The sequence below is a fragment of the uncultured Fibrobacter sp. genome, assembly GCF_946062555.1.
GTDB lineage: Bacteria > Fibrobacterota > Fibrobacteria > Fibrobacterales > Fibrobacteraceae > Fibrobacter.
In genome coordinates, this window is sequence record NZ_CAMGVQ010000002.1 from 1 (window position 1) to 26,255 (window position 26,255).

Here is a 26,255-nt window from a genome sequence, read left to right on the forward strand (position 1 = left end):
CGCCAGAAGGCTCTTTTGAACCACCCGCCTAGCGGGTGGTTTTCGGTTCATACAATGAGCCCCGGATTTAATCCGGGGATTTTGCTTTCCAGGCGCACGCCTTATTTTCTTTTTCCCGTCACACGGTACCGGACTACCCTTCCGTTTTTCCGCACCCGAATAAAAACGGCCTGTTTCCGTGCATCAAAATAAAGTCGCGGTTTCCGAGAATCCTCTGCTCGCACGCGAGGCGTCGCCGCAATCGCGTCGGTGCTGGCCTTTATGCCTTGCAAATCAAGCATCTTTACAGCATAGCGAGATCCCAGAATCTCGTAACCTTCTCGGGTAAAATGGAGCTTGTACGAGATATGCGTCAAGGCATCCGTTTCCTTAAGTACAGGGCATCCCTGCGACGAAATCAGATGCGCATTGGGAATCAGACTAACGGCTTCCGCAACCGCCGTATTTCTCCAGCCATAGTCGCCCGTCGGCGCAAGTTCACCTATCAATATGGGAGTCTTTTTCGGATCGAGTTCCAGTTCCTTGATAAAATCGTCATAGACCTTCTTGACTCGCTTGGGCCAGTCGCTCATCTGGTTGTCCGCCTCGCCCTGGTGGAACAAGAATCCCTTGATAACGCCTTTCTGTTTAGCAATCTTGCCTATTTCGACGATGCGCTGGTGCAAGTCGCCCCCATATTCGTTCAAGTACGGAATCCACCACCAGGTAGTTCCGGTACTTTTCATTCTTTCAATATACTCTGCATTGCGGTCCTTGTCGAACAGGTCGATGCTTTGCCCTCCGATAGCCACGTTCGCCACGGCAACACTGACGCTGTCCGGAAGTTCCTGAACCATCTTGCGACCAAAGAAATCCGATATGCCGATCATCGACTGGCTGTGCCCCATCGGAGGCATCGCCGGATAAAGTTCCCCCACCTTCTGGTCCGAAAAATCAGCAGCGCGCAATACATAAAAACGCGGGATCGGCACATAGTCCGAACTCAAGAGCGCCCCCTCCCCAGCCATATTGGATTGCCCATAGGCAATATAAATATGCAGATTCGGGTCCTGAGCAAAACTTGCCACACTGATCATAGCCAGCGTTATGAGGACAATTTTTAGCAAACAATATTCCCCTTCTTATGCTATCCGTTATTATAACAAAAATGAACAAAGGGGGAAGTCTCCCCCTCGCTCACACGGCGTTGTTCGCTACCTCCTCTCCTAGGGGACACCCCTAAAACCCAGTTTACCGCAGATTTACTCGGTGCATTTCGCGAGAATCCTTGCCACGAACAAGGTATGTGCCCGCGTTCAGGCCCGCCCTGCGCAGAGATTCTTGCAACGAAATTCGATCTCGGGCCGCATTTTTAATGACTCCCAGGTACTTTCCGTTCAAATTGAACACTTCAAAAGTATCGTCCGCCAAATTCAGGCGCAGGCTTTGAGCATTAATCGTCTTGGAAGGACCCGTTTCAGTCGAATCGTCGGCCACGGCATACCATACGGCCTTATCCAGGCTCGCAGTCGCATCGGTCGGCGGAGTCGTAAGGTCTGCGCCGTAGTTTGCATTGTTAAGCATTCCGTTGTCGACCATACCGTAGAAAATTCCCTTCGAGATTTCCTTGTCGAAGTTGTTTTCAAGGTCGCCACGCAGCTGCGCCGTTCCCGAAAGTTTTTTGCCGTTTACCGCCCACATCACGCCGTAGACTTGAGCATCGTCGGTCACCGTCGTATTCACGATAATCGAAAGCGCGCCAACCTTAGCCTTGCCGGTAATGCTTCCGCTCACGAGCCAAGCATCTTCTTCGAGCACGGCATCGTCGCCGATGGTACCCGCAGTCACGAGCGCTCGCCCGCGGACAACGGCATTCCCGCTAATGGTTCCGCCGTCTACGACCGCGAAATCCTCGATGCGGGCTTTCCCGGAAATCGTTCCGCCGTTCACGACCGCATCGGGGCCCACGAACACGCTCGCATCGACCTCCGCCGTGCTGCTCACGAGGCCGCCGCCGTTGCTGTGCTTAGTGTATCCGCTCGCATTTGCGGGCTTCCAGAAATCCTTGTTGTAGCCTTCGGGAGCGCCGTTTACCACCTCGATCATGTACGGGTAGCGGTAAACGCTGTAGTAGAACTGGTCCCAGAGAATCGTCTGCATTTCAGTCGGAGTCGCCGTCACGGCAAGCCACAAAGCCTTGTCGCTTGCCTTCGTCTCGATTTCAAGATTGAATCCGATTCCATGCTTCATCTCGCTGTAGCGGGGCGTTCCGTCCGCGCCCTCCGCGACTAGCCCGACCGTCCAGCCCGAGACCGGGTCCGGCAGCTTGTCGGGCGCGTAATTGCACCAGTTGTACGTTTTACCGTTGTAGTAATCCGTATTGTCGCCAAAGCAGGTGTAGCCGTTCACGGCCGGCTTGTCCTGCACGATTCCGCGGAACTTGACCGTCACCTTGCCGGCAGAATCCGGATAGATGCGCACCAGATTGTAACCCCAGCGCTGTGGAGCCCAATAACTCGGCGAAATGTAGCGGTCCGCGCACTTCTCGCCCGCCGCGCATTCCATCTTGTTCAGCATGGTCACGCGCGTGTGCCTGCGGTAGTTGTCGCCCCAACTGGCGTCACGACGCGTCTTGAATTCATAGTCGCCATAGGATTTTTTATACAAAGCCTTCTTTGCGGGAGCATACTCGAGCGTCGCGTTTTTCATCGCGAACTTGCCGAACTGCTGGTTCAAGCTATCGAGCGACCAGCCGTAAACCATCATCATGGCGGTAAACGGCGTCTGCTCCATGCGGCCGTCTTCGCCATCGCGGATCGATTCCATCCAGATGCGGTTCACCTCGTGGGCACCCTTGTGGCCGCCGCCGAATTCTTCCTTGAGGTGCTCCAAGAACTGCCAGTTGCAGTAGCGGTCACGCGTAGAACCGTAATACAGGTACGGATAATTAATCAGGTATTCCGAGCAATGGGCATCGTTCGGATTGTACTGGTGCGCCATCCAGTTCGCGTGGCTTTCGGCGAACCAGCCCGAATGGCTGTTGTTGCCCATCCAACCCGCAACGCCTTGCAGGCCGTGCGCGAATTCATGCGAAGTGCCCCAGTAATCTTTTAGCGAGCCCACACCAATCCACATACCGGGGCCAAATTCGTTGTTCAGGCCCTTCACAAAGTCTTGCCCGCCGTAGAGCGCCGCCATCACGGAATTGTCGAACACGTAAATGTTGCTCTTGAGCTTTTTATCCGGGCTACTTGGGAAGGGTAACATCCACCCGAGCGAATCAATGTAGAAGGAATATACTTTTTCGAGCGACGCAAGCACGCCCTGCGCATCCGAGTTCGGAATGGACACATTGTTCGCCTGGCCGTCATCCGTCGCCGGCTTCTTGCAAACTTCAAAGTGATCCGATTCTGCAATCAGCGTAAAACCATTGCTGGCGCACTGCTTTACCCATTCAATGGCGGCGTTCGCGCTTACGGCACCTGCGCAAATTACCGCCATGGCAAAATTTATACCATGATTGATTTTCATACATTTTTCCCAAACAACACACCCACGCGGGCGATATAAATAAATATAAGCTCATTTAGCGAAAACGAACCCCTGTTTACGAAATTAAACATTCCTCACAATAGCTGAAATAATCCCGCACGACTCCCCCGCTATTTAGGCACAGCTACGCTTTGTACTGTGCCATTTTTTTGCCCCGCCCACTTGCGGAACTGAACGGCCCGCTCGTTGTTGACCTTGAACCCCACGGCGATAATCATCTGGAGGTTGTAGTGATTCGCCTAGTAATTTTTCCCGTCGCCAGCAGTTATTAAGTATTTCTTAATAACTGAATCGTCAAGTATTCCGCAGCGGAACTGCGGATAGACACGGGATTGATTTTTGACTATTTCTGCTCATTTGGATACTGAAATATATAAATTGAAAGCACCTGTCAATAGCCGGAGGGGACAATTTGTGTGAAAATAAACTAAATTTGGGGCATTCGCTTCGCATGTTATTTGCTCTGTCCATTCTCCTAGCCCTGCTCGCAGCATGTGGCGATGAATCTAGTAGCTCCGCTCAATATCTTTTTTCTATACCGCAAGAGGTTGATGGAGAAAAATTCATCATGGACTTTCAGAAAGCCGCTCACAATCCGGCATGATGATTTGGTTTTTTAAGGGGTGTCCGCTTTTGTAAAATTGTCAATGATAAGTTAATCCCGAGGTATTCCGCGGGGCTTTTCGCGATATATCTTTATCTCTGGTGTAAAACATGTTTGGAGATTAAGATGAAAAATATCTTATCCGTTACTTCTGTATTGGCTTTGGCTGGAGTGGCCTTTGCCCAGCAACCAATAATCACAACCAACTACACGGCAGACCCGGCTCCCGTAGTGCACGGGGATACGCTCTACCTTTACACGACCCACGACGAAGATAACGCCGAAGGGTTCATGATGTACGATTGGCTGTTGCATACTACCACGGACATGGTCAACTGGACTAGCCACGGGGCTGTGGCCTCCCTGAACGATATCCAGTGGAGCACCAAGACCAATGGCGCTTGGGCCGAGCAGGTTGTATTCCGCAATGGCAAATGGTACATGTACGTCCCCATTCATGGTAACGGAATTTCTGTCCTGGTGGCAGATAATCCCTACGGCCCCTTCAAGGAACCTCTGAACAAGGCCTTGGTTTGGCAGCGGCAACATTGGAACGACATCGACCCCACCGTATGGGTGGATGATGACGGCCAGGCCTATATGTACTGGGGAAATCCCGACCTCTATATGATCAAGCTTAACGAAGACATGATCAGTACTTCCGGCAATATTGTTACCTACCCCAAGATCAAGGATTACCAGGAAGGCCCTTGGCTCTACAAGCACGGTAGCCATTACTATATGGCTTTTGCTTCCACCTGCTGTGCCGAAGGTATCGGTTACGCCATGAGCGACTCCCCCACGGGCCCCTGGACCTACAAGGGCGACGTTATGCCTCATTCCTCACGCAGTAATGGAAACCACCCGGGAATTGTGGATTACAAGGGGAAATCATACGTTTTTGGCCATCATTACCAGCTTTGGCACCAGAAATCCGATAAACTGGGCCTTAAGTTCCAGCACAAGGAACGCCGTTCTGTTGGCGTTGCCGAGATGAAGTACAATGCCGACGGAACCATCCAGAAGATTGACTGGTGGCCGGATAATGGTGTGCCCCAGCTGGAAGATTTCAATCCCTACAAGCGTGTAGAAGCAGAAACCATGTCCTGGGGCGAAGAAGTGAGGGTCCGTAAGAGCGGTGCTGCCGGCAATACGGTCATCACCAACCTTACCGAAGGCAAGTACACCAGGATCAGCGGCGTGGAATTCGGTGACGCCGGTGCGGAATCCTTCTCAGCCTCTGTCTTGAACATTAAGAGGGCATCCTCCGTTACGGTTCGCCTGGACAAGGTGGATGGCCCCGTGGTTGCCAAGGCTGAATTCAGTAAGGACGGCCTGGTGACCGTGCCTGCCGAAGGTGCAGTGGGCAAGCATGATGTATTCTTCATTTTCGCAGGTGATTTCGAAGCCGACTACTGGGAATTTGAAGACAGCAAGACCGCAGTTCCTCAGGGGCCCTTCTGCGAAGAAATGCTGACCGATCCTGAAGCCAAGTGCGAACTTCCGGTTATCGGTGCAACTTTGGAAGGCAAGAAGAACTTCATTGAATTCGAGAATTACGATGTGGGTGGCGCAGGCAAGGCCTACTACGACATGGATACCAAGAACCAGGGTGGCAAATACCGCGAAGATCGCGTGGACATCGTGAAGAACGGCGACGGATTTGCCGTGGGCTACACGCTGAAGGGCGAATGGCTGGAATATACCGTGAATGTGGATGCCACGGGTGCCCTCCCCTACGAACTTTCCTATGCTACCGGCATGGAACGTGCAAGCATCCAGCTCTTTATGGACGGCGAAGCCATTACCGACGAACTGGAACTGAAGGGAACAGGCGATTTTGACGGATACACCACTTTCAAGGGTAAGACCACCAAGGAACTGACCAAGGGTGAACATGTGCTCAAAGTCCAGATAACTACCGATTATGTGAACCTCGACTGGATTGCCTTTGGCGAAAGCGAAGGCAGCGCTGAGGACATCCGCAACGGGACCACGGGCATCGTACCGAAAATCGCCCTAAACGGCGCCGGAGCCGCGGGCATGGCAAACGCTTTCGCAAGGGCCGCAGGCAGCTACAGGGTATTCGACCTGATGGGCTCCGAGCTCGGGAACATCCGCCTGAACGCCGGCGCGACGCTCACGGACCTCAAGGCCGGACTCAAGACCGCCGGTTACCAGGGCGGAGCCTACATCGTCCGCAACTCCTCCGGACAAACCCTGCGAATCAATTTGGGGAGGTAAGTCCGCGAGACGTTCTCGCGCATCTTAAACCGTGCGGAACTCCCCCGCATTTAAAAGCCCCGACCTCTCGTAACGATGGTCGGGGTTTTTAGCGTCAATGTTTAATGCAATTTTATGCAAATTGCAGAATGTTGAATAAAATTGCAGTATTTTTATTAAAAAATATTGCTTTTTGCAGTCAATAAATGTATATTTGTAAGGTAACAAAGGAGCATTATATGGCACAGGCAACGATATCCGCACGCATCGACAGCAAGGACAAAGAAAGCTTTGACAAGTTCTGCAGCAATGTGGGGCTGTCCACTTCTGCCGCCATTTACATGTTCGTGAAAAATGTCATCAACGAGCGCCGCATCCCCTTTGAAGTCCGCGAGCCCTCCCCCCGCTACAACGCTGGCGATATCGAAGCCCTCAAGAAAGGCATCGAACAGCTCAACGCCGGGAAAGGTGTCGAACACGAACTTATTGAGGTAGATGACTGATGAAGAAAATTTGGTCAGACAAAGCCTGGGACGACTACCTTTACTGGCAAACACAAGACAAAAAGACTCTAAAAAAAGTTAACCAGCTTGTTAAAGACATTGAACGCAACGATTTTGAAGGCATCGGAAAACCCGAAGCATTGACGGGCAACCTCAGCGGATTCTGGAGCCGCAGAATCGATGACGCAAATCGGCTAATTTATCGTATCAACGGCGAGTTCATCGATATCCTTTCGTGCAAAGGACATTACGAAGACGTTTGACGATTAAGTCGGCTTATTGAAGGCTCTTGATGAATTCGGGGGCGAAATTGACTCCGTTCGACCATGTGATTGTGTGCGCTTGCAGCGTGAAATCTTTAAAGGTATTGACGTCTGCTAGATGCTGCACGATGGGGCGATGGTCCGACTTGATGACGCTTTCGAAATCAGCGACAAAACGGCATCCGTCGTTGAATTCGACGGATATCTTGTAATCGCCAATATATTTCGTGTCAGTCACATGAAGCATAGTCTAGACCAGTGGATCGATTTTTTGTATTCTCCGGTGTTTGAACATAGTTAGTATTAATGACTACTTCGCTTCTTGTCTGTAATAAAAAATGCGCAATATATCGACTTTTCGTTTGTCATGATCAACACGATAAAATAGGCGATAATTTTCAATCGGCATTGAACGCACATCACATAAGATCCAAGGCTCTTCCTGACATAAGGCAAATGCTTCTGTAAAATCAGATAACGTATTTACCGATTCCTGAAATTTTGCCATTAGATTTTGGGCTGCGATAGGCGAACAAAGCGTTATGCTGATATAGTCAAAAATTTGATCGATGTCAGCCTCTGCAGCGGAAGAAAAGTGGACTTCAAAATTCATACCTTGTATTTCTTCTTGACATCGGAAAGGACCATCGCGGCAGGGCGGGTACGGCCTTTCAGCATATCGTCATAGCCCTTCTCGAGTTCCGCATCGAAGCGTTCTTTTGACCATTTGGCAGCGTTTTCTGGAGCCTTGGACAACTTAACGTCGAAGGGAATACCCTGTTGCAGAATTATCTGCTTATAGAACATGTTGATGGCGCTGGAAACGGATATGCCGAGGGTTTCCAGGACGCTTTCGGCCTGTTCCTTGACGTCGGATTCAATACGGGCGTATAAATTTGCAGTCTTATTCATATCAATCAATATATATATTTGTACGCACAAATGCAATTCATTTTTTTAATTTCGCAAAAACGAATTTAAAGAATTAACAAGGTGTTATACATTCGCCTAATCCCATCTTTCTTTGATCTGACATTTGCAAATAACAATGGCGCGGGCTCCCGACTCCATCCTAAACGATGACATTCCAATCAACAGAATTCGCTGGGCTCTCCCCCACCTGGGTTAATCCCTAAGGCAGCCAATCGGGACGACTTTTACACCGTCAGGTCTCGTATATGCCATTTGCCCACCCGTGACAACCATCAGCAGGTCCGGTTCACGAAGTTGAATTTGGTCGCTTTTCTTATTGTGTTCCCGTATAAGTTCCTTTAAAGTCGTCAGGTGCTTTGCTCCTTCCTCAATTTCGCGACTCCCCAGCTTAAATTCTATCAAGGCATAGCGTCCGTCATTCAAATGCAACACGGCGTCGGCCTCGAGCCCGGTCCTGTCGCGATAATAAGAAAGTTCGCCACGTAGTTTTTGAGAATAGACCTTCAAGTCCCTGATGCAAAGCGTCTCGAAAACAAAACCGAAAGTTTTCAGGTCAGTGTAGAAGTATTCGGGAGAGACGCCCATCGCAGCGACGGCAATTGATGGGTCGGAAAATTCCCTCTTCTTCCCTGAACGGATAGATGTGGCGGAACGGATGGATGGGCTCCAGGCGTCCAGATCTTCTATGACGAATAGTCTGCGTAGCGCGTTTAAGTAGGAATCCAGCGTTATTATGGAAAAATTGTCCGATTCCGATAGAATATCCTTATGGATGCTGGAGGTCTTTGCCAAGGTAGAGACATTCCGGGCGTACGATTTTAGGATAGCCTTTGTCCATTTGGGGTTCCTTTCGACTCCGTCAACCGTGGATATGTCTGTCTGGCAGATGTTTTCAAGATAGTCTTGCGCGACGACAAGTTGGGCATCATCGCCTTTCTTGAAAAGAGCGGCCGGCCACCCGCCACGGCAAGCGGCATGAATTAGTTGCTCTATCGAAAGGCTTGACGTAATCCCGTCAATATCGCTTTCGGGGGCGTCGAACAGTTTTGAAAGTGATATTTGGCCATTGGATTCCTGTGATTCGAAAAGGCTCATGGGGAACATCTTCAATCGTGATATTCTCCCCGTTCCCGAATGGATTGTCTTTGAATGATCAAAACTGGAAGAACCCGTCAAGATAAAGAGCCCGTCTTCTCCCCTACGGTCCACTTCCGTGCGGACGGCGTCCCACAGAATGGGGGCGTCCTGCCATTCGTCAATCAATCGAGGATTTTCCCCTTTCAGCAATAAAGACGGTTTAATCGATACGGTTGCAAGATAACTCTCCCTGAAGTCGGGATCCTGCATCTTGACGACGCTTTGGGCTTTTTGTTCTGCCGTCGTAGTCTTGCCGCACCATTTAGGACCGACTATAAGAACGGCACCCGAGGAACGAAGCCTCAGGTCCAGTTCGTCGTCAACCATTCTGCGAAAATACGTTTTCATATTTACAATATATATTCGTTTTGTAAAATTGTCAAGTTTTGTTTTGTATTTTTGTTTAATTCTGTTTTGTATTTTTGGAAGAAAAATGTCGAATTCTTTGTAAAAACGCATTTTTATAGCATTTTTCTTGAGATATCGGCATGTTTGGGTGCGGGGTGGTTGATTTTGGGGTGGTTTTGGGTTATATTTAGGGGTGAGGTTATTTATGCTGAAGAAGTTTGTTCTGGGGGGAATGGTTGTTGTGGCGGCGTTGCTTGGCAATGCTTGCGGGGACGACGGTTCGAGCGATTCGCCGGCGGGGCCTGCGGATAGCGAGGTTACCCTCTCCTCCTCCAGCGACGATGTTGCCCTTGGCAGCAGTTCATCATCAAGTGTGACCGAGAGCCCGTCAACTAGTTCAGGGCAGGCTCCGCAGTCGGCGGAGTCGGATGGGTCTTCGTCGAGCGAGAAGGCGGTTGATGGCAGTTCTTCCAGCGACGGAAAAACCTCGTCGAGTTCCGGAAAAGTTGAGTCCAGCAGCAGTGAAAAGGCGAAGTCTTCGTCAAGCGACACCCAGAGCGAAGTGAAACAATCTAGTAGCAGCGAAAAGACAGGAAAGTCTAGCAGTAGTGGAAATGAAACTTCGTCGAGTTCGGTGAAGTCGGAATCTTCGTCTAGCGTTACATCGTCTTCTTCTGTAGAGGAACCGAAGTCGAGCTCTAGTGAAATTGAGTCGAGTTCTAGTAGTAGCGAGGACTCAGAACCAGTCGAAAGGTCTTCTAGTAGTTCTTTAGGCGATGTGAATTGTTCGGCACTTCTGGAAGGAAAAACGGGTTGGAGCTGGGATGTACCGAAGGAATGCCGTTTCAATCCTGATATTGACTATGGCACTATGACCGATGAACGTGATGGTAATGTTTATAGGACGGTGAAGATTGGCGACCAAGTATGGATGGCGGAGAACTTGAACTATGCCGACAGTTCCAAAACCCCCAGCCTGCTGAAACGTAGCAGGTGCTACAAGAATGTCGCAAAGAACTGTGATGTGGCCGGACGCCTATACACTTGGGCGGCTGCAGTGGACTCCGTAAAGACTGGCTGCGGTTACAGATCGACATGCGACCTCGCTTCGGCTAATTCGACAGGCTCATCAACCGGCTCAGCGACCTTAGTTCAGGGCATTTGTCCTACGGGTTGGCATCTGCCCAGTCAGACGGAGTGGATGGCCCTGTTCACGGCGGTGGGCGGCCAATCGACTGCGGGCAAGGTTCTCAAGTCTCAGAGCGGCTGGAATAACAACGGCAATGGTACGGATGCTTTCGGGTTCAGTGCCTTGCCCGCCGGCGACAGGGCTAGCGATGGCTACTTCTACGACATTGGCGCCCGCACGTACTTCTGGAGTTCTTCAGAGGTCAATAGCAGCGACGCGTACATCGTGCTCCTGTACCACAACCACAAGAATGCGTACCTGTACAACTACGGTAAGAACCTCGTGTTTTCAGTTCGTTGTGTAAAGGACTGATTGCAGCCCTGAATTTTGAACCCATTTATTTGTTGGGAAAGGAAAGCCCTAAGGCGGAAGAAGATAAGTCGGCGAGCGGACAGTAAAGGCCGAAGGCCGTAATTTGTCCGCGAGGCGAGCTTAGTCTCTGGAGCCGTGGGCTTTTGATATCGGGTTTTTAAGGGCAGAGCCCTTAGGCGAGGGGGTGGTGAGCAACGGAGTGCGAAGCAGGGGGAGGCTTCCCCCACTATTTTTTATGGATTGCTTCGTCGCGTCGCTCCTCGCAATGACGTTTTCACATTCTTCCAAAGCACCGTTCCATTATGAAACATGGCGATTTTGGCCCTTTCTAGGGGTTTTTCTTGTTTCAGAACGAAACAAAATGGCCGTTTTTTGCCAGTTATTAGTGTTTGGCACGGGTTTTGCTTATGTATGGGCGTAAAAATCGCCCCGTTCAGATTGATTCGCGGGCGGCAAGAATTTAAAATAGGAGACTCATTATGAGCAAGATTATCGGTATTGACCTTGGTACAACCAACAGCTGCGTGTCCGTGATGGAAGGCGGCAAGCCGGTCGTGATCGCTAACGCGGAAGGTTTCCGCACCACCCCGTCCATTGTCGCTTTCGGCAAGAACGGCGAACGTCTGGTGGGCCACGTGGCAAAGCGCCAGGCTATCACCAACCCCGAAAAGACCATCTACTCCATCAAGCGTTTCATGGGCCGTACGGCTGGCGAATGCTCCGCTGCCGAAAAGAACATGCCCTACAAGCTGGTTGGCACGGGTTCTGACCCGGTCCGCGTGCAGGTGGACGACAAGCAGTTCGCTCCTCCCGAGATTTCGGCCATGGTTCTCCAGACCATGAAGAAGATTGCCGAAGATTACCTGGGCCAGCCGGTGACCCAGGCCGTGATTACGGTCCCCGCCTACTTTAACGACTCCCAGCGTCAGGCTACGAAGGACGCGGGCAAGATTGCAGGCCTCGAAGTGCTGCGTATCGTGAACGAACCGACGGCTGCCGCCCTCGCCTACGGTCTTGACTCCAAGAAGAGCGAAAAGGTCGCCGTGTATGACCTCGGTGGCGGTACGTTCGATATCTCTATCCTGGAAATCGACGACGGTATGTTCAGCGTGAAGGCCACCAACGGCGATACGATGCTCGGCGGTGACAACTTCGACGAAGTGATTATCGACTGGATCAACGACGAATTCAAGAAGGACAATCCGGGCATCGACCTGAAGAAGGACAAGATGGCCCTGCAGCGTTTGAAGGACGCCGCGGAAAAGGCGAAGATCGACCTTTCTGCCACGACTTCCACGAACATCAACCTCCCCTTCATCACTGCCGACGCTTCGGGCCCGAAACATTTGGACCTCACGCTCAGCCGTGCAAAGTTTGACCAGCTGACCGCCCACCTGGTGGAACGCTCCATGGAACCCTGCCGCAAGGCTATCGCCGACTCCGGCCTCTCCCTGAGCGAAATCGACGAAGTGATCCTGGTCGGTGGTTCTACCCGTATCCCGGCCGTGCAGGAAGCCGTGAAGAAGTTCTTCGGCAAGGAACCGAACAAGACTGTGAACCCGGACGAAGTGGTGGCTATCGGTGCCGCCGTCCAGGGTGCCGTGCTTAGCGGCGACTCCTCCGTGAAGGACGTGTTGCTCCTCGACGTGACCCCGCTTTCCTTGGGTATCGAGACCCTCGGTGGCGTGATGACCAAGCTCATCGACCGTAACACCACTATTCCGACCAAGAAGAGCCAGGTGTTCTCCACTGCCGAAGACAACCAGCCGGCCGTGACGATTCACGTGCTGCAGGGCGAACGCGAATTTGCCCGCGACAACCGTACGCTCGGCAAGTTCAACTTGACCGACCTTCCGAAGAAACCCCGTGGCGTGCCGCAGATCGAAGTGACCTTCGACATCGACGCGAACGGCATTGTGCACGTGTCTGCTAAGGACAAGGAAACCGGCAAGGAGCAGTCCATCAAGATTACTTCTTCCAGCGGCTTGTCTGAAGACGAAATCAACAAGATGGTGAAGGATGCCGAAGCCAACGCAGCCAAGGACAAGGAACAGCGCGAGCTGGTGGACATCAGGAACCAGGCCGAACAGATGGCTTACCAGGCCGAAGGTCAGCTGAAGGAATTTGGCGACAAGCTCCCGGCCGACACCAAGAGCCAGCTGCAGGCTGCCATCGACGACATCAAGGCCAAGAAGGACAACGGCACCAAGGAAGAGATCAAGGCCGCTATGGACAAGCTCCAGGGCATGATCAGCTCCATGGCCCAGGCCGCCGGTGCAAATCAGGCTCAGCCGGGTCCGCAGCCGGGTGCTTCTGAACAGCCGAAGAACGACAAGAAGGGCGATGGTCCGGAAGTCGTCGACGCGGAAGTGGTTGACTAACTAGACGAGAGAACGGACCTTCGGTCCTACAGACGAGAGACGAAAGAGGTCTTAAGCTGAAAATTTAATCTTATGAATAATCTTTCGTCTTTTTACTCTCGTTTATCAAATGGATTAGCTCTCTATTTAGGGAGCAATCCTTTTTGTTTAAAAGAAGATTTTTTGTTATGACGACTGTATTTAGAGATTTTAGAGAAAAAGGTTGGGAGATTTATCTCTCGTCTCTCGTCTCTCGTCTCTCGTCTAATTTGCCCGGAGGGCAAAATGGCTGAAAAAAGAGATTATTACGAAGTTCTAGGCGTCGGCAAGGACGCGAGTGCTGACGAGATCAAGCACGCCTACAAGAAACTTGCCATCAAGTACCACCCGGACAAGAACCCGGGCGACAAGGAAGCCGAAGAGAAGTTCAAGGAGGCTGCCGAGGCCTACGATGTGCTCAGCAACCCCGAGAAGCGTAAGCAGTATGACCAGTTCGGCTTCAACGCCCCCGGTGGCGGCTTTGGTGGCGGCGGATTCGGCGGCCAGGGATTCAGTTTCGAGGATATCTTCGCGAACTTTGGCGATATTTTCGGTGGCGGATTCGGTGGCTTTGGCGGCGGTGGCCGCAGGAGCTCGCATAAGGCCGGGCCTCCGCGCGGGAACGACTTGCAGATCAAGGTTGCGCTCAGCTACAAGGAAATCTTCGAGGGCTGCACCAAGAAGGTTCGCCTGAAACGCTACACGCCGTGTACGGAATGTAACGGCAAGGGCGGCCAGGACATCAAGGAATGCAGCACCTGTCATGGAACGGGTCGTGTGCGCCGTTCTACGGGCGGATTCTTCCAGATGATTACCGAGAGCGCTTGCCCCACCTGTAACGGCATGGGCGAAGTCATCGCGAATCCGTGTAGCCATTGCCGCGGCGAGGGTCGTGTGCAGGAAACGGAAGAAATCTCCATCAAGATTCCGGCGGGCGTTGCCGAGGGCCAGTACCTGAACCTGCGCGGCGAAGGCAACTGCGGGCCTCGCGGCGGTGCCTGCGGCGACTTGCTGGCGGTCATTGCCGAAAAGCCCGACGACTTCTACACCCGCGAAGGCGACGATTTGCACTGCGAAATCAAGGTGCCGGTCCACAAGCTGGTGCTTGGCGGAACGCAGCGAATCCCGACGCTGGACGGTAGCGAAGTGCAAATCAAGATTGCGGCCGGCACTCAGGCCGGGAGCATCTTGCGCCTGCGCGAACAGGGCTTGTATCCGCTGAACAAGCGAGGCGACCGTGGAAGCCTCTACGTGAACATCGGCGTGGAAATTCCGAAGGACCTTAGCCGCGAAGAGAAGGAACTTTACCAGAAACTCGCGGAACTCAGGCACGACAAGGAAACCGCGCAGGAAGAATCCTTCCTCGAGAAGATGAAGAATCTGTTTAAGTAGTGACTAGGATCTAGAGACTAGAGGCTAGTTTCGGAAGAAGTCATCCTGAGTCCCGTAACAAATCCGGGATAAACGAAGTCGAAGGATCCAGATAAAATTTATCCCGAGCAGCGATGCCGGGATTTTTTATTACTTTTATAGTAAACGACATTAATAGTTTCCAATTTCCTATTGTCACCCCGACCCTGGTGCCGGGGTCATCGTTTTATTAGGAAAAATCTCTTGTCGTTTACTATAGTTACAAGCACAGCCTACCGCCTTTGGCGGTTGACAACCTAATCCTTGACGCAACGAACAGAGAAGCCGGAGTACTCTTCGGAGTTGTCCTCCAGGATCGCATGGTCACTGCCGTTCAAGTTCATGTAGTGCGATTTGCGGGCACTACCGGAAGAAGCCCAGAAGTACGCGTCGTCGCCCTCGCCTTCGAAATTTCCATTGTTGAGCCTGAGGCCGGCAGGCAACGCCGAGAACGAGTAGGCGTCCGTTCCGTTGCCGGAATCTCTCCAGCCGGTCTTTGACTTTAGCATTTTACCCGCTTTCGATTCTCCGCCTATGGTTTCAAACAACGTTTCAAATTCGCTATCGCTCGGCAAATGCCAACCAGACGGGCAAGCCTTCTTGGCCGCACCCCAAGTATAGAGCCTTCCGTACTCTTCGCATTTTGATTCATTGTTGTCGTAACACCAACTATCTTTCGTTTCCACCTTCAGGTTCTCCGCCATCCAGGTCTGGGAACCTATTTTTACGGTCTTATAAGTTTCCCCATCACAGGCTACCATTGCGAAAACCGCTATTAGAGCAAACATTATTTTCACCAGCATTTTCATTTTCTCCTTAGGTTTTTAATTTGGAATTCGTGAAAAAATTGAAGATAAAGACAATTTATGGACTTGAACATCTATGCCTCGTTTCACAAAAGGGTTACAGATTTTAAATTTACGGATTCCGGATTGAAAGTCTCCCTCACCGAGCCCTTATCCGCACCCTTATCCGTACCTGTATCCGCATCGATTACAAGTTTCACCTTCTTCTCTGCACATTTCGCCTGCACCAGGCTTTGCGCACAAGCCGAATCAGCGGCAGGCTTTAACTTAAGGGGTGAACCCGCATGAAGAACCAATGCCGTCTCCGATGTTTTCGTCTCTTTTTCAGGCATTTTCTCAGGGCAGAAAACGTTGTATTCGTCATCCCCTTGCTTTAGCAGGTACCCTTCCGTTCCCTTGATTTTAAGTCCCGTTACCTTGCCGTCTAAGGAAATTTCGATTTCCTGGATGGTACATTCGATTTTATAGCTCATCTTTACCTCTCTTACTGTATGTTAAACCCAGTTTTCAAGCCTAGTCCCCTTCCAGTCCACAAAACTTTCCGGGTAAAGGATTTCCTTCACGTCCGCTTCTGTCCCGTCGTAGAATACCTGCGGAATCCCGCCACACCAGGCCCTGACCTGTCCTTTGCCGAAAATGGCAACCGCATTCACGATGGCCTTTGCCCCGCGCCCGACGGCATCACTGGTGTAGCGGTATTTGTTCGCGTATTCCATCATATCGTCACCATAGAGCCAGCGTTTTTCGCCCAGGTGCCCCACCACCACGGTGCAATAGGCCTTGTCATCTGTATCCCTGCGGCAGCGCACCGCCTCGGCAAAGGACTCTTGCCACAAGATATCATCGGGTGGCAGCTGGTAGCCGAACAGCACCACGTGTCGGGCCTTCCGCAGCAAAACGCGGGATTCCCGCTGCACCTCGTCCAAGAAGGATGTTGGCATCCCCTTGATCATGGTCTGCATAATCATGGGGGCGTTGCTTGCGATAGTTTCCCCACCGCAACTGATGCATTCCAGGGAATCGTAACGGAGTTTACTTTTCCATTCATCTTCTTTGGCGGTTCGGTTGAAATCGTTATTTTCGAACAGGGGAACCGGGAATGGCGGGTTCGCGTGGACAGAATCGTAGCCCCACTTGTCGCCCAGATAATACATCATCCTCCCGCAAGAAGGGCATTCTCGCCAGTTGCAGCAGCCATGGGCAAAAAAGAAACTGCCAATGCGGCTAACAGGGTTCCCCGGAACAGTGTATTCGTTCGACCGGAACACCGAGGTCTCGCTTTGCGAATAGGAAAATTTTCCCGCTTCACGGTCCGATTTCTCCGTTGAAATTTTGCGGCTCTTGCTCGGGACACCGAAATCCACCCACTGCTCCAGTCTTTGGGACGTTCGAGAAAGATAGGTGCCGTTGTGGTTAACCTTTTTGTTGGCGTTGAACAGCAGCCACAAAAAGACAATTTCAAAATTCAGGGTAATGATGGAGGTGGAATGCCTGTAGAATTCCGCGGACTGCAGGTTTTCGGTTTCGTCGGCAAAGCGCACCCCCTCCTTTTGCATCAGGTGGGCAAGGGATTCCATAAACCGGACATACTTCTGAAACTGTTCGGCGCGTTTCCCCCTGGAAAGACCGTACCAGGCATTGGCAAAGAGGATATTGGTGAAAAGAACTAGGCAATTCCGTGCCTTGGGCAGCCGCTCCGGCTCAATGATTTCAACTTCGCCACTTAGACTCTTGACCTTGATTCCTTGCTTGTCCCGAAGTTTCATGTCTATCATGGTATAGACATCGCGGACCAGGTTGTCTTCCACCTCGTCGTGGGGACACACCTGGATAATCCTCTTCAGTGCGTTCCAGTCGTATTCACGGCGAAGTTCCAGAATGCGGCTCCGCAGAATGCCCTCGTCTGCACTGTCGCCAAAGACGGCACGCCCGTTCCGCAGGTCTGCTCCATCTACAAGATTCCAGTCCTTTTCCAGGTCATCGCCCAGGAAGCGTATAAACGCCGCCATGATTTCTAGGTTACGCCCTTCAAAGGCGGGAGTCATACCGAAAATTTTTTTCGGCCTAGAATCGGCAAGAATATCTTCCAGCGAATCCGAAGGATTATGGGAGGCTAACGCACGGAGAATCTTAGTCTGCAAATCGGTCTGGGGCATGCCAAGCTGCGCCGTGGCACCGGCACCGATGAACAGCACCACTTCTGGAAAGGATTTACCGCAACTTGTGACCATCAACTTTTTTTCTGATATTTAAAACTTCTCATGCCAAATGTAAACAAAAAAAAACAATGTCAAGCATTTTTTTAAATTTTGACATTTTTTTACACTTTTGGCGTTTTTCGGACCCCTAATTAAAAATTTTAGGGGAAGTCCATATTTTTATCTATAAAATTTACGGGAAAAGTATAAATAATACAGATAAAATTTGCGGGAACGGAATATTTTGCTATATTTAGGCATAACCGGGAGATGAAATATGTCGATTTTCACCTTTAAACGCAAAATCTACGCAAAAATGCTTGAGTGGAAGTCCGAAAGCAGGGGTCGGACCGCATTGCTTATTGAAGGAGCCCGCCGAATCGGGAAATCCACCATTGTCGAGGAATTTGCCAAAAGGGAGTACGAGACCTACATCCTGATAGACTTCAACAAGGCCTCCGAAGAGGTCAAATCCCTATTCGATGACCTCATGGACCTGGAGTTCATTTTTCTGCGGCTGCAGGCAATCTTTCACAAGTCTTTGAAAAGACGTAATTCAGTAATCATCTTTGACGAAGTTCAAAGATGTCCCAACGCCCGGCAAGCCATAAAGTACCTGATCGCTGACGGACGCTACGATTATATCGAAACAGGCTCGCTTATCAGCATCAAGAAGAATACGGAAAACATCACCATTCCCAGCGAAGAAGACCGCCTTCAAATGCACCCCATGGATTTCGAGGAATTCCGTTGGGCAATGAACGACGAGGCGACCGTTCCTACGTTGAATAAATTTTTTGAAAAAAGACAACCGCTTGGGGCCGCCTTCCGGACAACCATGCGCATTTTACGGCTCTACGCGCTGGTCGGCGGAATGCCTCAAGCAGTCGTCGAATACCTAGAAACAAATGACTTGCGCAAGGTTGACGCCATAAAGCGTAAAATCTTAAAGCTTTACACAGAAGATTTCTTGAAACTGGATCCGTCGGGGAACATGTCGAAACTGTTCGAGAGCATCCCTGCGCAACTCAGTCGCGGAACGAACCGCTACATATCGTCCAGCATCATTGGCAAGGTCGCAAAAAGTCGAGAAAACAGTCTTCTACAGCAACTTGAGGACAGCAGGACAGTGAACGTCTGCTACCATTGCGACGATCCAAACGTGGGGATGGCCTTGACGAAAAACCAAGACCGGTTCAAGTTGTTCGTCTGCGACACAGGACTCTTCGTAACACTCGCGTTCTGGGACAAGAACTATACCGAGAACATCATCTACGAGAGGATGCTTTCAGACAAATTATCCGCAAACCTGGGTTATGTTTACGAAAATCTTGTGGCACAGATGCTGACAGCCAAGGGCGACAACCTCTTTTACCACACCTGGGCTCAAGACGAAAAGCACAACTACGAAATCGACTTCATCATTTCACGCGGAAAAAAAATCTGCCCCATCAAGGTCAAGTCTTCAGGATACAAGACACACGCTTCGCTCGATGCATTCTGTGAAAAATTTAGCGAACGGATACAGGACCGCTACCTGATATACACCAAGGACCTGGGCAACAGCGAACAAGTGCAGCACATACCCACCTGCTTCACCCTGTTCATTTAGCTTTCCTTGGAACTGCGGTAATCAGTCCTTGATGCAACGGACATTTGCAAGAGGCATTTCTGAATCTGAAAAATAAGCATAAGAATTATAATCAGAATTTGTATAAGGTTCAATAGTCACAGGTCCCGTCAAATTGAATTTAACTATATAAATACCGGTTGAACCCATTACACCCGTCCTACAAGCCCCATCGTCCGAACATATCGCCTGACTCCGATAAGTTTCTCCAGTACCCCAAAAAAGAGCCGTTTCACCCACAGAGTGATCTACAAAATAGACACGATAAGTATAACCAGTACCAGTGAGGACTCTGTAACGAGCCCTTCCACTTGGAAGCACAGTAAACCCGAAAGCATCTGTTTCCAAATCTCCATTATTAACTTGATTAACCACATTACCAAAAGCATCATAAGTCTTTGTTCCTTCTGCCCAACATATAGTAGACTTTAATGCAGCTCCCGCATTTTGTCCCCCAGCAAAAGAAAGAAGCGTATTCCATTCTGCAACATCTGGAACATGCCACCCCTCTGGACACCAATTGACGGCTCTATCGTCATAAAAGAAGCCGTACAAATCATTGCAAAAACCTACATTTACTCCAATCACGGCCTCATAAGTCTCTGGATTTATAGGATCAGCATTGAGTTTATTTTCCTGGCATCGATACTTCAAATTTTCGGCCATCCATTCTTGATTTCCTATTTTCACCGTTCTATAAACCATACCATCGCGAGAATCTGTCATCGTCCCTGATGCAACTGAAGAATTGACAAATGCTTCTATAGGTGAATTCAATGGACACAGATTGATGGCTTCCCCGCTTTGATTGCCAAGGTTTTCTCCGTCACCCGACTGAGCGGGTTGCTCTGTTTGAGGAATATTTTCTTGAACCAGGGTCCATGACCAGATACCTGTTGCGGCATCAAATGTGCAAATAAAATTTGCGTTTTCCAATGCCGTATAAGCAACAGAGCCGTTCACGCTCTCGTTACAACCACTGTTCGCAACAAGTTCCTCGTAGCTATTGAAAGAAGTGCTTTGCTGCGGTTGTGCAGGAGTCGGAGAAGTATCACTTGAACAACCAATGAAGGCTGCAAGCAAGCCAATAGTTCCAATGAATCTAACTACACTTTTCATGTTCATTCAAACCTCGCTTTTGTTATTATTGTGAAATCTCTTTTCCAATTCATCAAGTTTATCTTTGTCTAGATTAAGATGCACAATGATGTCTTCGTACAGGACTGGTTGCAAGAACTCGATAAGTAAGAGGCAGTAATCTTCATAATCTTTCAATCCTTTACACTTGATTAACCTGTCAAGAAGGTCATTCCACTGACCAGATAATTCCATCAAGAGTATTTCCTTGAGATTTTCTCTTGAAGCTTCTGAAATCAGCTCTGACAAGATTGGAATAAGAAACTTTTCATTTTTAATTCCCATATCTGCAAAGTTACGACAAATGGAAACCCTGATACGGAAATTCTCCTGCAATATGACATTCCTCATTTTTGTTTCCAAGTCATCAAAATCTTCCTTTATCTTGGCTGTTTTCTTTTCCAGTTCCTTTTCATATCCTTTGTTGTCATGCCAATACTTCAGGGCAAAAACAGCACATGCCACGGCGATGAGTCCACCAAATAAGGCGGCGTGGGTTGCGACAAGTTGATTGAAAGCCTCGCTATAAAACTGATACCAGTGGTTCTTTGCCAGCTCATTGATAACATTGTCTGACTGCAAAGCTTCCTTACAGGTCGCAATCACCTTGTTTGCTACATTTGCGTTATACACAACAAAAGCCTCACCACAATTAAAGAAACAGACAGACCAATCCAATAGCATAAAACGGGAACACCTGTAAAAAGCACAATCTCTTTTACCAAGTCATTTTTCATAATTCAATTACGGCAATGCTTCTTTTACCATTGATTTTGTCCAATTCCTGAACTAGAAGTTTTTGAGTAATATCCGCATTTCCGTTTTTTACGAACAAATGTTGATATTCTAGTGATGGCGATCCATCTGATTTCAAATAGATAGATGCCAAAGTTCCTTTGTCCCCAACATTAGAATATTCATCGTTACCGTTCCCGTCAATACAGCGCCCTCTCTTCTGCAAAATTTCCTTTTTCTGTGCATCAATGGAAATATCAGAAGTCATGGCTACGTAGTAGAACACCTCAAATGAGTACGCAATTTTGAATTTTTTCGTCATACCTTACATATCTCCCATTGATTCCACACTTCCAAATGTAAACAAAAAAAAACAATGTCAAGTAATTTTTTAAATTTTGGCATTTTTTTACACTTTTGGCGAACTTTTTTGCCCTGACATGGAGTTTAGGCAGCAAAAATAGGCATATTAAAAAAAACACACGATAAATTTATAAAACTTGTGTCTAGTCACATATTTTACAAATAAAACTTGTATTTTAACAAGAAATTATTTATTTTTATCTCTAAAAGGAGCGACCAATATGATTGAACGGCCCATATACTTGAAAAAACTGATTGACCGTAAGCAGAACGGTCTCATCAAGATTATTACGGGCGTCCGTCGTTGCGGAAAGTCCGTACTCCTTTTCGACCTGTTTTTCAGGCATCTCATTAGCAAAGGCATACTGGATAGGCAAATCATCCGCATTCAGCTGGACAATTCCGATTTTGCCTCCCTACGCAACCCCTTGAAACTATCAGAATATATCAAGTCGAAAATTTCGGAAGACCAGGATTACTTTATCTTCATCGACGAAATCCAGCTTGTCAAGAAAGTCAAGAACAGGGATGTCGAGGGCGACCACATCACCTTTTACGATGTTTTGAATGGACTTCTCGCAAAAAAGAATTTGGATATCTATGTTACCGGCAGCAATTCCAAGATGCTGTCGAAAGATGTCTTGACCGAATTTCGGGGACGCGGCGATGAAGTTAAGGTCTATCCCCTTTCTTTCCGCGAATTTTATTCTGCAAAGGGCGGCTCCAAGGAAGATTCCCTGAAAGAATACATGCTCTATGGCGGGATGCCCTTCATTCTTTCGAGACCTTCTGCCGAATCAAAAATATCCTATCTCAAGAACCTGTTCGAAGAGACCTACCTAAAGGACATCGTGGAAAGAAACAGAATCCGGGACCAAGAACTCCTGGGTTCGCTTATCGATGAAATCTGTTCTGCGACCGGCTCCCTTACAAACTCGACGAAACTGGCGAACACCATCAATTCGCGCTACCAGAACCGCAAAGACAACAAGGTAAACAATAACACCGTCGCCTCGTACCTGTCACATCTGGAAAACGCATTCCTCTTCAAGGAAGCGAAGCGCTACGACATCCGCGGTAAGCAATACTTCAATTCCAATAGCAAGTTCTACTGCGTCGATGTCGGATTAAGAAATGTCCGACTGAACATGCGACAAAACGAAGAAACACACATCATGGAGAACATCGTTTTCAACGACCTGGTGCAAAGGGGATATTCAGTCGATGTGGGAGTTCTAGAAAGTTTCAGCAAGGGCGCTAACGGAAAAACGGTCCGATCAACCAGAGAGATAGACTTTGTTGTCAATTACGGGAACGCCCAATGCTACATCCAATCCGCATACCGCATGGACACCCCCGAAAAGGAACGTGCAGAACTTTTACCTTTCAATATTGTCGGCAACTCTTTCAAAAAAATCGTCATCACGCGGAACGGACTTTCGCCCTGGTACGATGACAACGGAATCTACCACATCGGATTATGTGATTTCTTGCTCAAGGAAAGCATCTTGGAATAAAAAATGTCCGACCCCTCATGATTGAGGGTGGTGGGGTCAAATCGTTAAACTATTCGTCAACACAAACTTGTTTTAAAGAACTTTCCTGTTTATTCAGTATCGCAAAACCAGCAAAATTAAGCAAAGCGTTTCCGACATCTTTCTTTCTTCTATTTCCAAGGAAAATTTCTGTCCCCAATTACAGCATTGAAGAATTGACCAGGTTTAGTTGGTGGGAATCTTCATTTTTGAGTGCCCTGGTGGGAACTGTAGGGATTTGGAACTGCTGTAACCTTGACAAACGATTTTTAATTATATACATTAAAAAGTGTTAATAAGGGTATAAAATGCTTCTGGAATTCTTGAAATCAAAATTCGGGCCGGGGAAACCAATTTTCACCGAAAACGCCGAGCCGCTCGGGCTTTCGGCTGGTAATCTGCGCCAGCAATTCAAGAAACTGGTCGATGCGGGCGAACTTTCGCGATTTGAACCGGGGGTCTATTTTTTGCCGGACCCCAACCACGAATACTACCCCATATCGTCGAACATGGTCGCCGAGTACAAGTACATCACCGATGGCGATGAAATTTACGGTTATTATTCGGGTTACACCTTCGCTAACCAGTTGGGATTGTGTCTGCAGGTGCCGTATAAAGAAGAAATCGTCACGAACAACACCACCGCCATCGCTCGCGAAGTGAAGGTCGGAAAAATCCCATTTTACATTCGTCGCGCCAAGGTCGCCGTCACCAAGGAAAACCGCAATGTCCTTCAGCTTCTGGATTTACTTAAGGATGTCGAGGAATATACCGACTACTGCTGCGAGGACGAAGCGCCTGACATTATCCGCAGGCATATCTTGCGAAACAAGATTCTCCGCGCCGACGTAGATAAATACATCGAAAACTTCCCACTAAAAACATACAAGTATATCTACGACCTGAGGCTTTACGATGTACTTGCATGAAGACAAGGACACCATAGCCTCCTTGCAGAAAATCATCGACCTGGGTGTTTTTGCGTAAAAATGTCACTTATTTAATATTTTTGATTAAGGTATCAGAAATATTAAATACAATTTGCGTTTTTATGAAAAATTATGTATATTTATTTGTAAAAGTAACAGAAAGTAGCAAAAATATTAAATATGAAGATTAAACGTCCGAAATACATCGAAGACCTAAAAAACAGGATAGGCAACGACATGATCAAGGTCGTTACGGGCGTCCGACGCTCCGGAAAGTCCTACCTGCTGTTTGAACTCTTCTACGCCTACTTGCTGGAATCGGGTGTGGAGCGCGGAGATATCATCTCCATCGCCCTGGACGACGACAGGCTCACGCGTCTCAGGGACGTGGACGAACTTGCTGCGTATATCCGCGAAAGGACTCCCGACGAATCGAAGAAATACTACCTGTTTTTGGACGAGATTCAATACGCTATTTCCGACGAAGAAATCAAGTCGACCAAGCCCCCCCGAATCTACGACGTGTTGAACGGATTGTTGCACCGCCATAATGTGGACGTGTATGTGACAGGTTCCAATTCCAGGTTCCTCTCCACAGACGTGATGACCGAATTCCGTGGCCGTGGCGACGAGGTTCACGTGCTTCCGCTTTCTTTTTCGGAATTCATGCAAGCTTACGAAGGGGACATTTACCACGCCTGGGCGGAATATTCGACCTACGGCGGACTTCCGCTTTTGCCATCGCTGAAGACTGACGAACAGAAAATCCTTTACCTGAAAAAGTTGTTCGAGGAAACCTACCTCAAGGACATTCAGGCACGGTACAGGATAAAGAAGAAGATCGAACTGGACGACCTGATAAACATCCTCGCTTCGGCGATCGGCTCGCTTACCAATCCGCACAAGATTTGCCAGACCTTCAGGAGCGTCTACAATTCCGAAATCAGCGAATACACCGTTTCGAACTACATCGGTTATTTGCGGGACGCCTTTATCGTGAACGAAGCGAACCGTTATGACGTGAAGGGGCGCCGATATATCGGGAGCCCCAGCAAGTATTACTTCGAGGATGTCGGCTTGCGGAACGCTCGGCTAAATTTTCGGCAGATGGAAGAAAACCATGTAATGGAGAACGTCATATACAACGAACTCCGCTACAGGGGCTTCTGCGTGGATGTGGGGGTCGTGGAACGGCAAGTCAAAATCGAGGGCAAGCCAAAACGGTCGTATTACGAAATCGACTTTGTGGCAAACAAAGGGAGCCAGCGATTCTATATTCAATCCGCCTTTGAAATATCGACCGCCGAAAAACGCGAGCAGGAGAAAAAATCCCTGGTGAACCTGACGGACGGATTTAAGCGGATTATCGTCGTTAAAGACGTTGTCAAGCCGCATTACGACGACGACGGAATTTTAGTTGTCGGCTTACTGGATTTTTTGATGCAAACGGAATGGAGCGCCTGAGTGATGTCTGGGCGTTCCCCGCTGGCGCGGGTCGGGCTGTCGCGTTATCGCGAATCAAGTTCCCCGAGCCAGCCGATATACGATACTTGGCAACTTGTTGCCTTAGTAGAGTTAGGTTCGAAGGAACAGGATTGATTCGCGTCCGTTCAGCTTCGGCTCCTTACAGTCACCGAATCCGAACCCTTCGGGCTTCCATCCCTAACGAGTATCATTAAACCACACAGCATGTTCTACGGAGATGTTGTTACAATCATCATAATAAACGACTACTATAAGCGCTAAGGAATCCTGTCTCACAAGTGTCTCACCCAATATCATAGTAAGTGTGATTGTCAGATCCTTTTGTAGGACAGGAATGAAGTGATATTTTTTTCAATCGTCCTGCGTTCACTGCTTCTTTCAATTTTTTTCCCATAGTCAATTTTTCCCCTTTGGTCAAACAAGACCATATTCTAGCAAAAATTTCGCTAGTTTCTATTTTTTTTGAGGGACTTAGTTTATTTATCTCTATTTGTGCCTTTAGAACATCAAAGTTATGAGGCCAAGTTTTTTGCGTTGTATTCTTTTGAGTCATAATTCATCCTTTGTTGATAGTGAAACCTTTTT

Annotated in this window: 23 protein-coding genes and 1 pseudogene; 10 read left to right on the top strand and 14 right to left on the bottom strand. The window is 49.0% G+C overall.

The genetic code is table 11. The features are described 5' to 3' along the window. Window positions 1-101: 101 nt before the first annotated feature. From Q0P86_RS00585 to rhuM, 3 genes and pseudogenes are all read right to left on the bottom strand, one after another. Window positions 102-1,106, bottom strand: a complete 1,005-nt coding sequence (locus Q0P86_RS00585) for a sialate O-acetylesterase (protein WP_295036676.1) — start codon at window positions 1,104-1,106, stop codon at window positions 102-104. A gap of 124 nt (window positions 1,107-1,230) precedes the next feature. Further along, a complete protein-coding gene (locus tag Q0P86_RS00590) occupies window positions 1,231-3,510 on the bottom strand; it encodes a DUF6055 domain-containing protein (protein WP_295036678.1) in 2,280 nt (759 codons plus the stop codon). A 152-nt stretch (window positions 3,511-3,662) separates the two neighbouring features. After that, a pseudogene (gene rhuM, locus Q0P86_RS16830) lies at window positions 3,663-3,764 on the bottom strand (RhuM family protein); the annotation flags it as partial. 497 nt (window positions 3,765-4,261) lie between these two features. Here rhuM and Q0P86_RS00595 point away from each other — a divergent pair. From Q0P86_RS00595 to Q0P86_RS00605, 3 genes are all read left to right on the top strand, one after another. Beyond that, complete coding sequence (locus tag Q0P86_RS00595) at window positions 4,262-6,379, top strand: family 43 glycosylhydrolase (RefSeq protein WP_295036680.1); 2,118 nt, start codon at window positions 4,262-4,264, stop codon at window positions 6,377-6,379. Between the two features lie 218 nt (window positions 6,380-6,597). After that, a complete protein-coding gene (locus Q0P86_RS00600) occupies window positions 6,598-6,861 on the top strand; it encodes a type II toxin-antitoxin system RelB/DinJ family antitoxin (RefSeq protein ID WP_294115925.1) in 264 nt (87 codons plus the stop codon). Beyond that, complete coding sequence (locus Q0P86_RS00605; protein ID WP_295036682.1) at window positions 6,861-7,124, top strand: Txe/YoeB family addiction module toxin; 264 nt, start codon at window positions 6,861-6,863, stop codon at window positions 7,122-7,124. The genes Q0P86_RS00600 and Q0P86_RS00605 overlap by 1 nt, the downstream gene beginning before the upstream one ends. A gap of 13 nt (window positions 7,125-7,137) precedes the next feature. On the opposite strand, the gene Q0P86_RS00610 is transcribed toward Q0P86_RS00605, so the two are convergent. The 4 genes from Q0P86_RS00610 to Q0P86_RS00625 form a co-directional block, all read right to left on the bottom strand. Beyond that, window positions 7,138-7,371 carry a DUF2442 domain-containing protein gene (locus tag Q0P86_RS00610; protein WP_295036684.1) on the bottom strand — a complete coding sequence of 78 codons (234 nt, stop codon included), beginning with the start codon at window positions 7,369-7,371 and terminating at the stop codon, window positions 7,138-7,140. Window positions 7,372-7,434: 63 nt separating this feature from the next. Further along, on the bottom strand, window positions 7,435-7,737 hold the full coding sequence (locus Q0P86_RS00615; RefSeq protein WP_295036686.1) for a type II toxin-antitoxin system RelE/ParE family toxin: 303 nt from the start codon (window positions 7,735-7,737) through the stop codon (window positions 7,435-7,437). Then, window positions 7,734-8,036 carry a type II toxin-antitoxin system RelB/DinJ family antitoxin gene (locus tag Q0P86_RS00620; RefSeq protein WP_295036688.1) on the bottom strand — a complete coding sequence of 101 codons (303 nt, stop codon included), beginning with the start codon at window positions 8,034-8,036 and terminating at the stop codon, window positions 7,734-7,736. The genes Q0P86_RS00615 and Q0P86_RS00620 overlap by 4 nt, the downstream gene beginning before the upstream one ends. Window positions 8,037-8,249: 213 nt before the next feature. Next, window positions 8,250-9,542: a DUF4143 domain-containing protein gene (locus Q0P86_RS00625; protein ID WP_295036689.1), complete on the bottom strand. Its 1,293-nt coding sequence runs from the start codon at window positions 9,540-9,542 to the stop codon at window positions 8,250-8,252. A 205-nt stretch (window positions 9,543-9,747) separates the two neighbouring features. Here Q0P86_RS00625 and Q0P86_RS00630 point away from each other — a divergent pair, with 205 nt between their 5' ends. The 3 genes from Q0P86_RS00630 (at window position 9,748) to dnaJ (ending at window position 14,834) form a co-directional block, all read left to right on the top strand. Next, on the top strand, window positions 9,748-11,043 hold the full coding sequence (locus tag Q0P86_RS00630) for a fibrobacter succinogenes major paralogous domain-containing protein (protein ID WP_294115484.1): 1,296 nt from the start codon (window positions 9,748-9,750) through the stop codon (window positions 11,041-11,043). Between the two features lie 479 nt (window positions 11,044-11,522). Beyond that, a complete protein-coding gene (dnaK, locus tag Q0P86_RS00635) occupies window positions 11,523-13,424 on the top strand; it encodes a molecular chaperone DnaK (RefSeq protein WP_295036690.1) in 1,902 nt (633 codons plus the stop codon). A 264-nt stretch (window positions 13,425-13,688) separates the two neighbouring features. Then, window positions 13,689-14,834: a molecular chaperone DnaJ gene (dnaJ, locus tag Q0P86_RS00640; RefSeq protein WP_295036692.1), complete on the top strand. Its 1,146-nt coding sequence runs from the start codon at window positions 13,689-13,691 to the stop codon at window positions 14,832-14,834. 275 nt (window positions 14,835-15,109) lie between these two features. Here the strand turns inward: dnaJ and Q0P86_RS00645 are convergent, their stop codons facing one another. The 3 genes from Q0P86_RS00645 to Q0P86_RS00655 all read right to left on the bottom strand — a co-directional run bounded on the left by Q0P86_RS00645 (window position 15,110) and on the right by Q0P86_RS00655 (window position 17,889). Beyond that, complete coding sequence (locus tag Q0P86_RS00645; RefSeq protein WP_294115499.1) at window positions 15,110-15,613, bottom strand: fibrobacter succinogenes major paralogous domain-containing protein; 504 nt, start codon at window positions 15,611-15,613, stop codon at window positions 15,110-15,112. A 131-nt stretch (window positions 15,614-15,744) separates the two neighbouring features. Then, complete coding sequence (locus tag Q0P86_RS00650) at window positions 15,745-16,131, bottom strand: hypothetical protein (protein WP_294115501.1); 387 nt, start codon at window positions 16,129-16,131, stop codon at window positions 15,745-15,747. 21 nt (window positions 16,132-16,152) lie between these two features. Next, window positions 16,153-17,889, bottom strand: a complete 1,737-nt coding sequence (locus Q0P86_RS00655; protein WP_295036695.1) for a hypothetical protein — start codon at window positions 17,887-17,889, stop codon at window positions 16,153-16,155. A gap of 283 nt (window positions 17,890-18,172) precedes the next feature. On the opposite strand from Q0P86_RS00655, the gene Q0P86_RS00660 reads away from it, so the two are divergent. Continuing rightward, window positions 18,173-19,468 carry an AAA family ATPase gene (locus tag Q0P86_RS00660; RefSeq protein WP_295036697.1) on the top strand — a complete coding sequence of 432 codons (1,296 nt, stop codon included), beginning with the start codon at window positions 18,173-18,175 and terminating at the stop codon, window positions 19,466-19,468. Between the two features lie 21 nt (window positions 19,469-19,489). Here Q0P86_RS00660 and Q0P86_RS00665 read toward each other — a convergent pair whose 3' ends face one another. The 3 genes from Q0P86_RS00665 to Q0P86_RS00675 are packed head-to-tail and all read right to left on the bottom strand — an operon-like array spanning window position 19,490 to window position 21,680. Then, the gene (locus Q0P86_RS00665; protein WP_295036699.1) at window positions 19,490-20,611 is read right to left on the bottom strand and encodes an FISUMP domain-containing protein; all 1,122 of its coding nucleotides are present in this window, start codon (window positions 20,609-20,611) and stop codon (window positions 19,490-19,492) included. Then, window positions 20,612-21,301: a hypothetical protein gene (locus Q0P86_RS00670; protein ID WP_295036700.1), complete on the bottom strand. Its 690-nt coding sequence runs from the start codon at window positions 21,299-21,301 to the stop codon at window positions 20,612-20,614. A 55-nt stretch (window positions 21,302-21,356) separates the two neighbouring features. Further along, a complete protein-coding gene (locus Q0P86_RS00675; protein ID WP_295036701.1) occupies window positions 21,357-21,680 on the bottom strand; it encodes a hypothetical protein in 324 nt (107 codons plus the stop codon). Window positions 21,681-21,942: 262 nt separating this feature from the next. Here Q0P86_RS00675 and Q0P86_RS00680 point away from each other — a divergent pair, with 262 nt between their 5' ends. From Q0P86_RS00680 to Q0P86_RS00690, 3 genes are all read left to right on the top strand, one after another. Further along, window positions 21,943-23,238: an ATP-binding protein gene (locus Q0P86_RS00680; protein WP_295036703.1), complete on the top strand. Its 1,296-nt coding sequence runs from the start codon at window positions 21,943-21,945 to the stop codon at window positions 23,236-23,238. 326 nt (window positions 23,239-23,564) lie between these two features. Next, window positions 23,565-24,185, top strand: coding sequence for a DUF6088 family protein (locus tag Q0P86_RS00685; protein ID WP_295036706.1), 621 nt, complete (start codon window positions 23,565-23,567; stop codon window positions 24,183-24,185). Between the two features lie 180 nt (window positions 24,186-24,365). Then, window positions 24,366-25,649, top strand: coding sequence for an ATP-binding protein (locus Q0P86_RS00690; RefSeq protein ID WP_295036708.1), 1,284 nt, complete (start codon window positions 24,366-24,368; stop codon window positions 25,647-25,649). 304 nt (window positions 25,650-25,953) lie between these two features. On the opposite strand, the gene Q0P86_RS00695 is transcribed toward Q0P86_RS00690, so the two are convergent. Continuing rightward, window positions 25,954-26,223: a DUF1413 domain-containing protein gene (locus tag Q0P86_RS00695; protein WP_295036709.1), complete on the bottom strand. Its 270-nt coding sequence runs from the start codon at window positions 26,221-26,223 to the stop codon at window positions 25,954-25,956. Window positions 26,224-26,255: the final 32 nt, after the last annotated feature.

Excerpts from the sequence above, each read along its gene's own strand:
- Q0P86_RS00590 (WP_295036678.1), bottom strand. The coding sequence starts at position 3,510 with ATGAAAATCAATCATGGTATAAATTTTGCCATGGCGGTAATTTGCGCA.
- Q0P86_RS00595 (WP_295036680.1), top strand. The coding sequence starts at position 4,262 with ATGAAAAATATCTTATCCGTTACTTCTGTATTGGCTTTGGCTGGAGTG.
- Q0P86_RS00600 (WP_294115925.1), top strand. The coding sequence starts at position 6,598 with ATGGCACAGGCAACGATATCCGCACGCATCGACAGCAAGGACAAAGAA.
- Q0P86_RS00605 (WP_295036682.1), top strand. The coding sequence starts at position 6,861 with ATGAAGAAAATTTGGTCAGACAAAGCCTGGGACGACTACCTTTACTGG.
- Q0P86_RS00610 (WP_295036684.1), bottom strand. The coding sequence starts at position 7,371 with ATGCTTCATGTGACTGACACGAAATATATTGGCGATTACAAGATATCC.
- Q0P86_RS00615 (WP_295036686.1), bottom strand. The coding sequence starts at position 7,737 with ATGAATTTTGAAGTCCACTTTTCTTCCGCTGCAGAGGCTGACATCGAT.
- Q0P86_RS00620 (WP_295036688.1), bottom strand. The coding sequence starts at position 8,036 with ATGAATAAGACTGCAAATTTATACGCCCGTATTGAATCCGACGTCAAG.
- Q0P86_RS00625 (WP_295036689.1), bottom strand. The coding sequence starts at position 9,542 with ATGAAAACGTATTTTCGCAGAATGGTTGACGACGAACTGGACCTGAGG.
- Q0P86_RS00630 (WP_294115484.1), top strand. The coding sequence starts at position 9,748 with ATGCTGAAGAAGTTTGTTCTGGGGGGAATGGTTGTTGTGGCGGCGTTG.
- dnaK (WP_295036690.1), top strand. The coding sequence starts at position 11,523 with ATGAGCAAGATTATCGGTATTGACCTTGGTACAACCAACAGCTGCGTG.
- dnaJ (WP_295036692.1), top strand. The coding sequence starts at position 13,689 with ATGGCTGAAAAAAGAGATTATTACGAAGTTCTAGGCGTCGGCAAGGAC.
- Q0P86_RS00645 (WP_294115499.1), bottom strand. The coding sequence starts at position 15,613 with ATGGTAGCCTGTGATGGGGAAACTTATAAGACCGTAAAAATAGGTTCC.
- Q0P86_RS00650 (WP_294115501.1), bottom strand. The coding sequence starts at position 16,131 with ATGAGCTATAAAATCGAATGTACCATCCAGGAAATCGAAATTTCCTTA.
- Q0P86_RS00655 (WP_295036695.1), bottom strand. The coding sequence starts at position 17,889 with ATGGTCACAAGTTGCGGTAAATCCTTTCCAGAAGTGGTGCTGTTCATC.
- Q0P86_RS00660 (WP_295036697.1), top strand. The coding sequence starts at position 18,173 with ATGCTTGAGTGGAAGTCCGAAAGCAGGGGTCGGACCGCATTGCTTATT.
- Q0P86_RS00665 (WP_295036699.1), bottom strand. The coding sequence starts at position 20,611 with ATGAACATGAAAAGTGTAGTTAGATTCATTGGAACTATTGGCTTGCTT.
- Q0P86_RS00675 (WP_295036701.1), bottom strand. The coding sequence starts at position 21,680 with ATGACGAAAAAATTCAAAATTGCGTACTCATTTGAGGTGTTCTACTAC.
- Q0P86_RS00680 (WP_295036703.1), top strand. The coding sequence starts at position 21,943 with ATGATTGAACGGCCCATATACTTGAAAAAACTGATTGACCGTAAGCAG.
- Q0P86_RS00685 (WP_295036706.1), top strand. The coding sequence starts at position 23,565 with ATGCTTCTGGAATTCTTGAAATCAAAATTCGGGCCGGGGAAACCAATT.
- Q0P86_RS00690 (WP_295036708.1), top strand. The coding sequence starts at position 24,366 with ATGAAGATTAAACGTCCGAAATACATCGAAGACCTAAAAAACAGGATA.
- Q0P86_RS00695 (WP_295036709.1), bottom strand. The coding sequence starts at position 26,223 with ATGACTCAAAAGAATACAACGCAAAAAACTTGGCCTCATAACTTTGAT.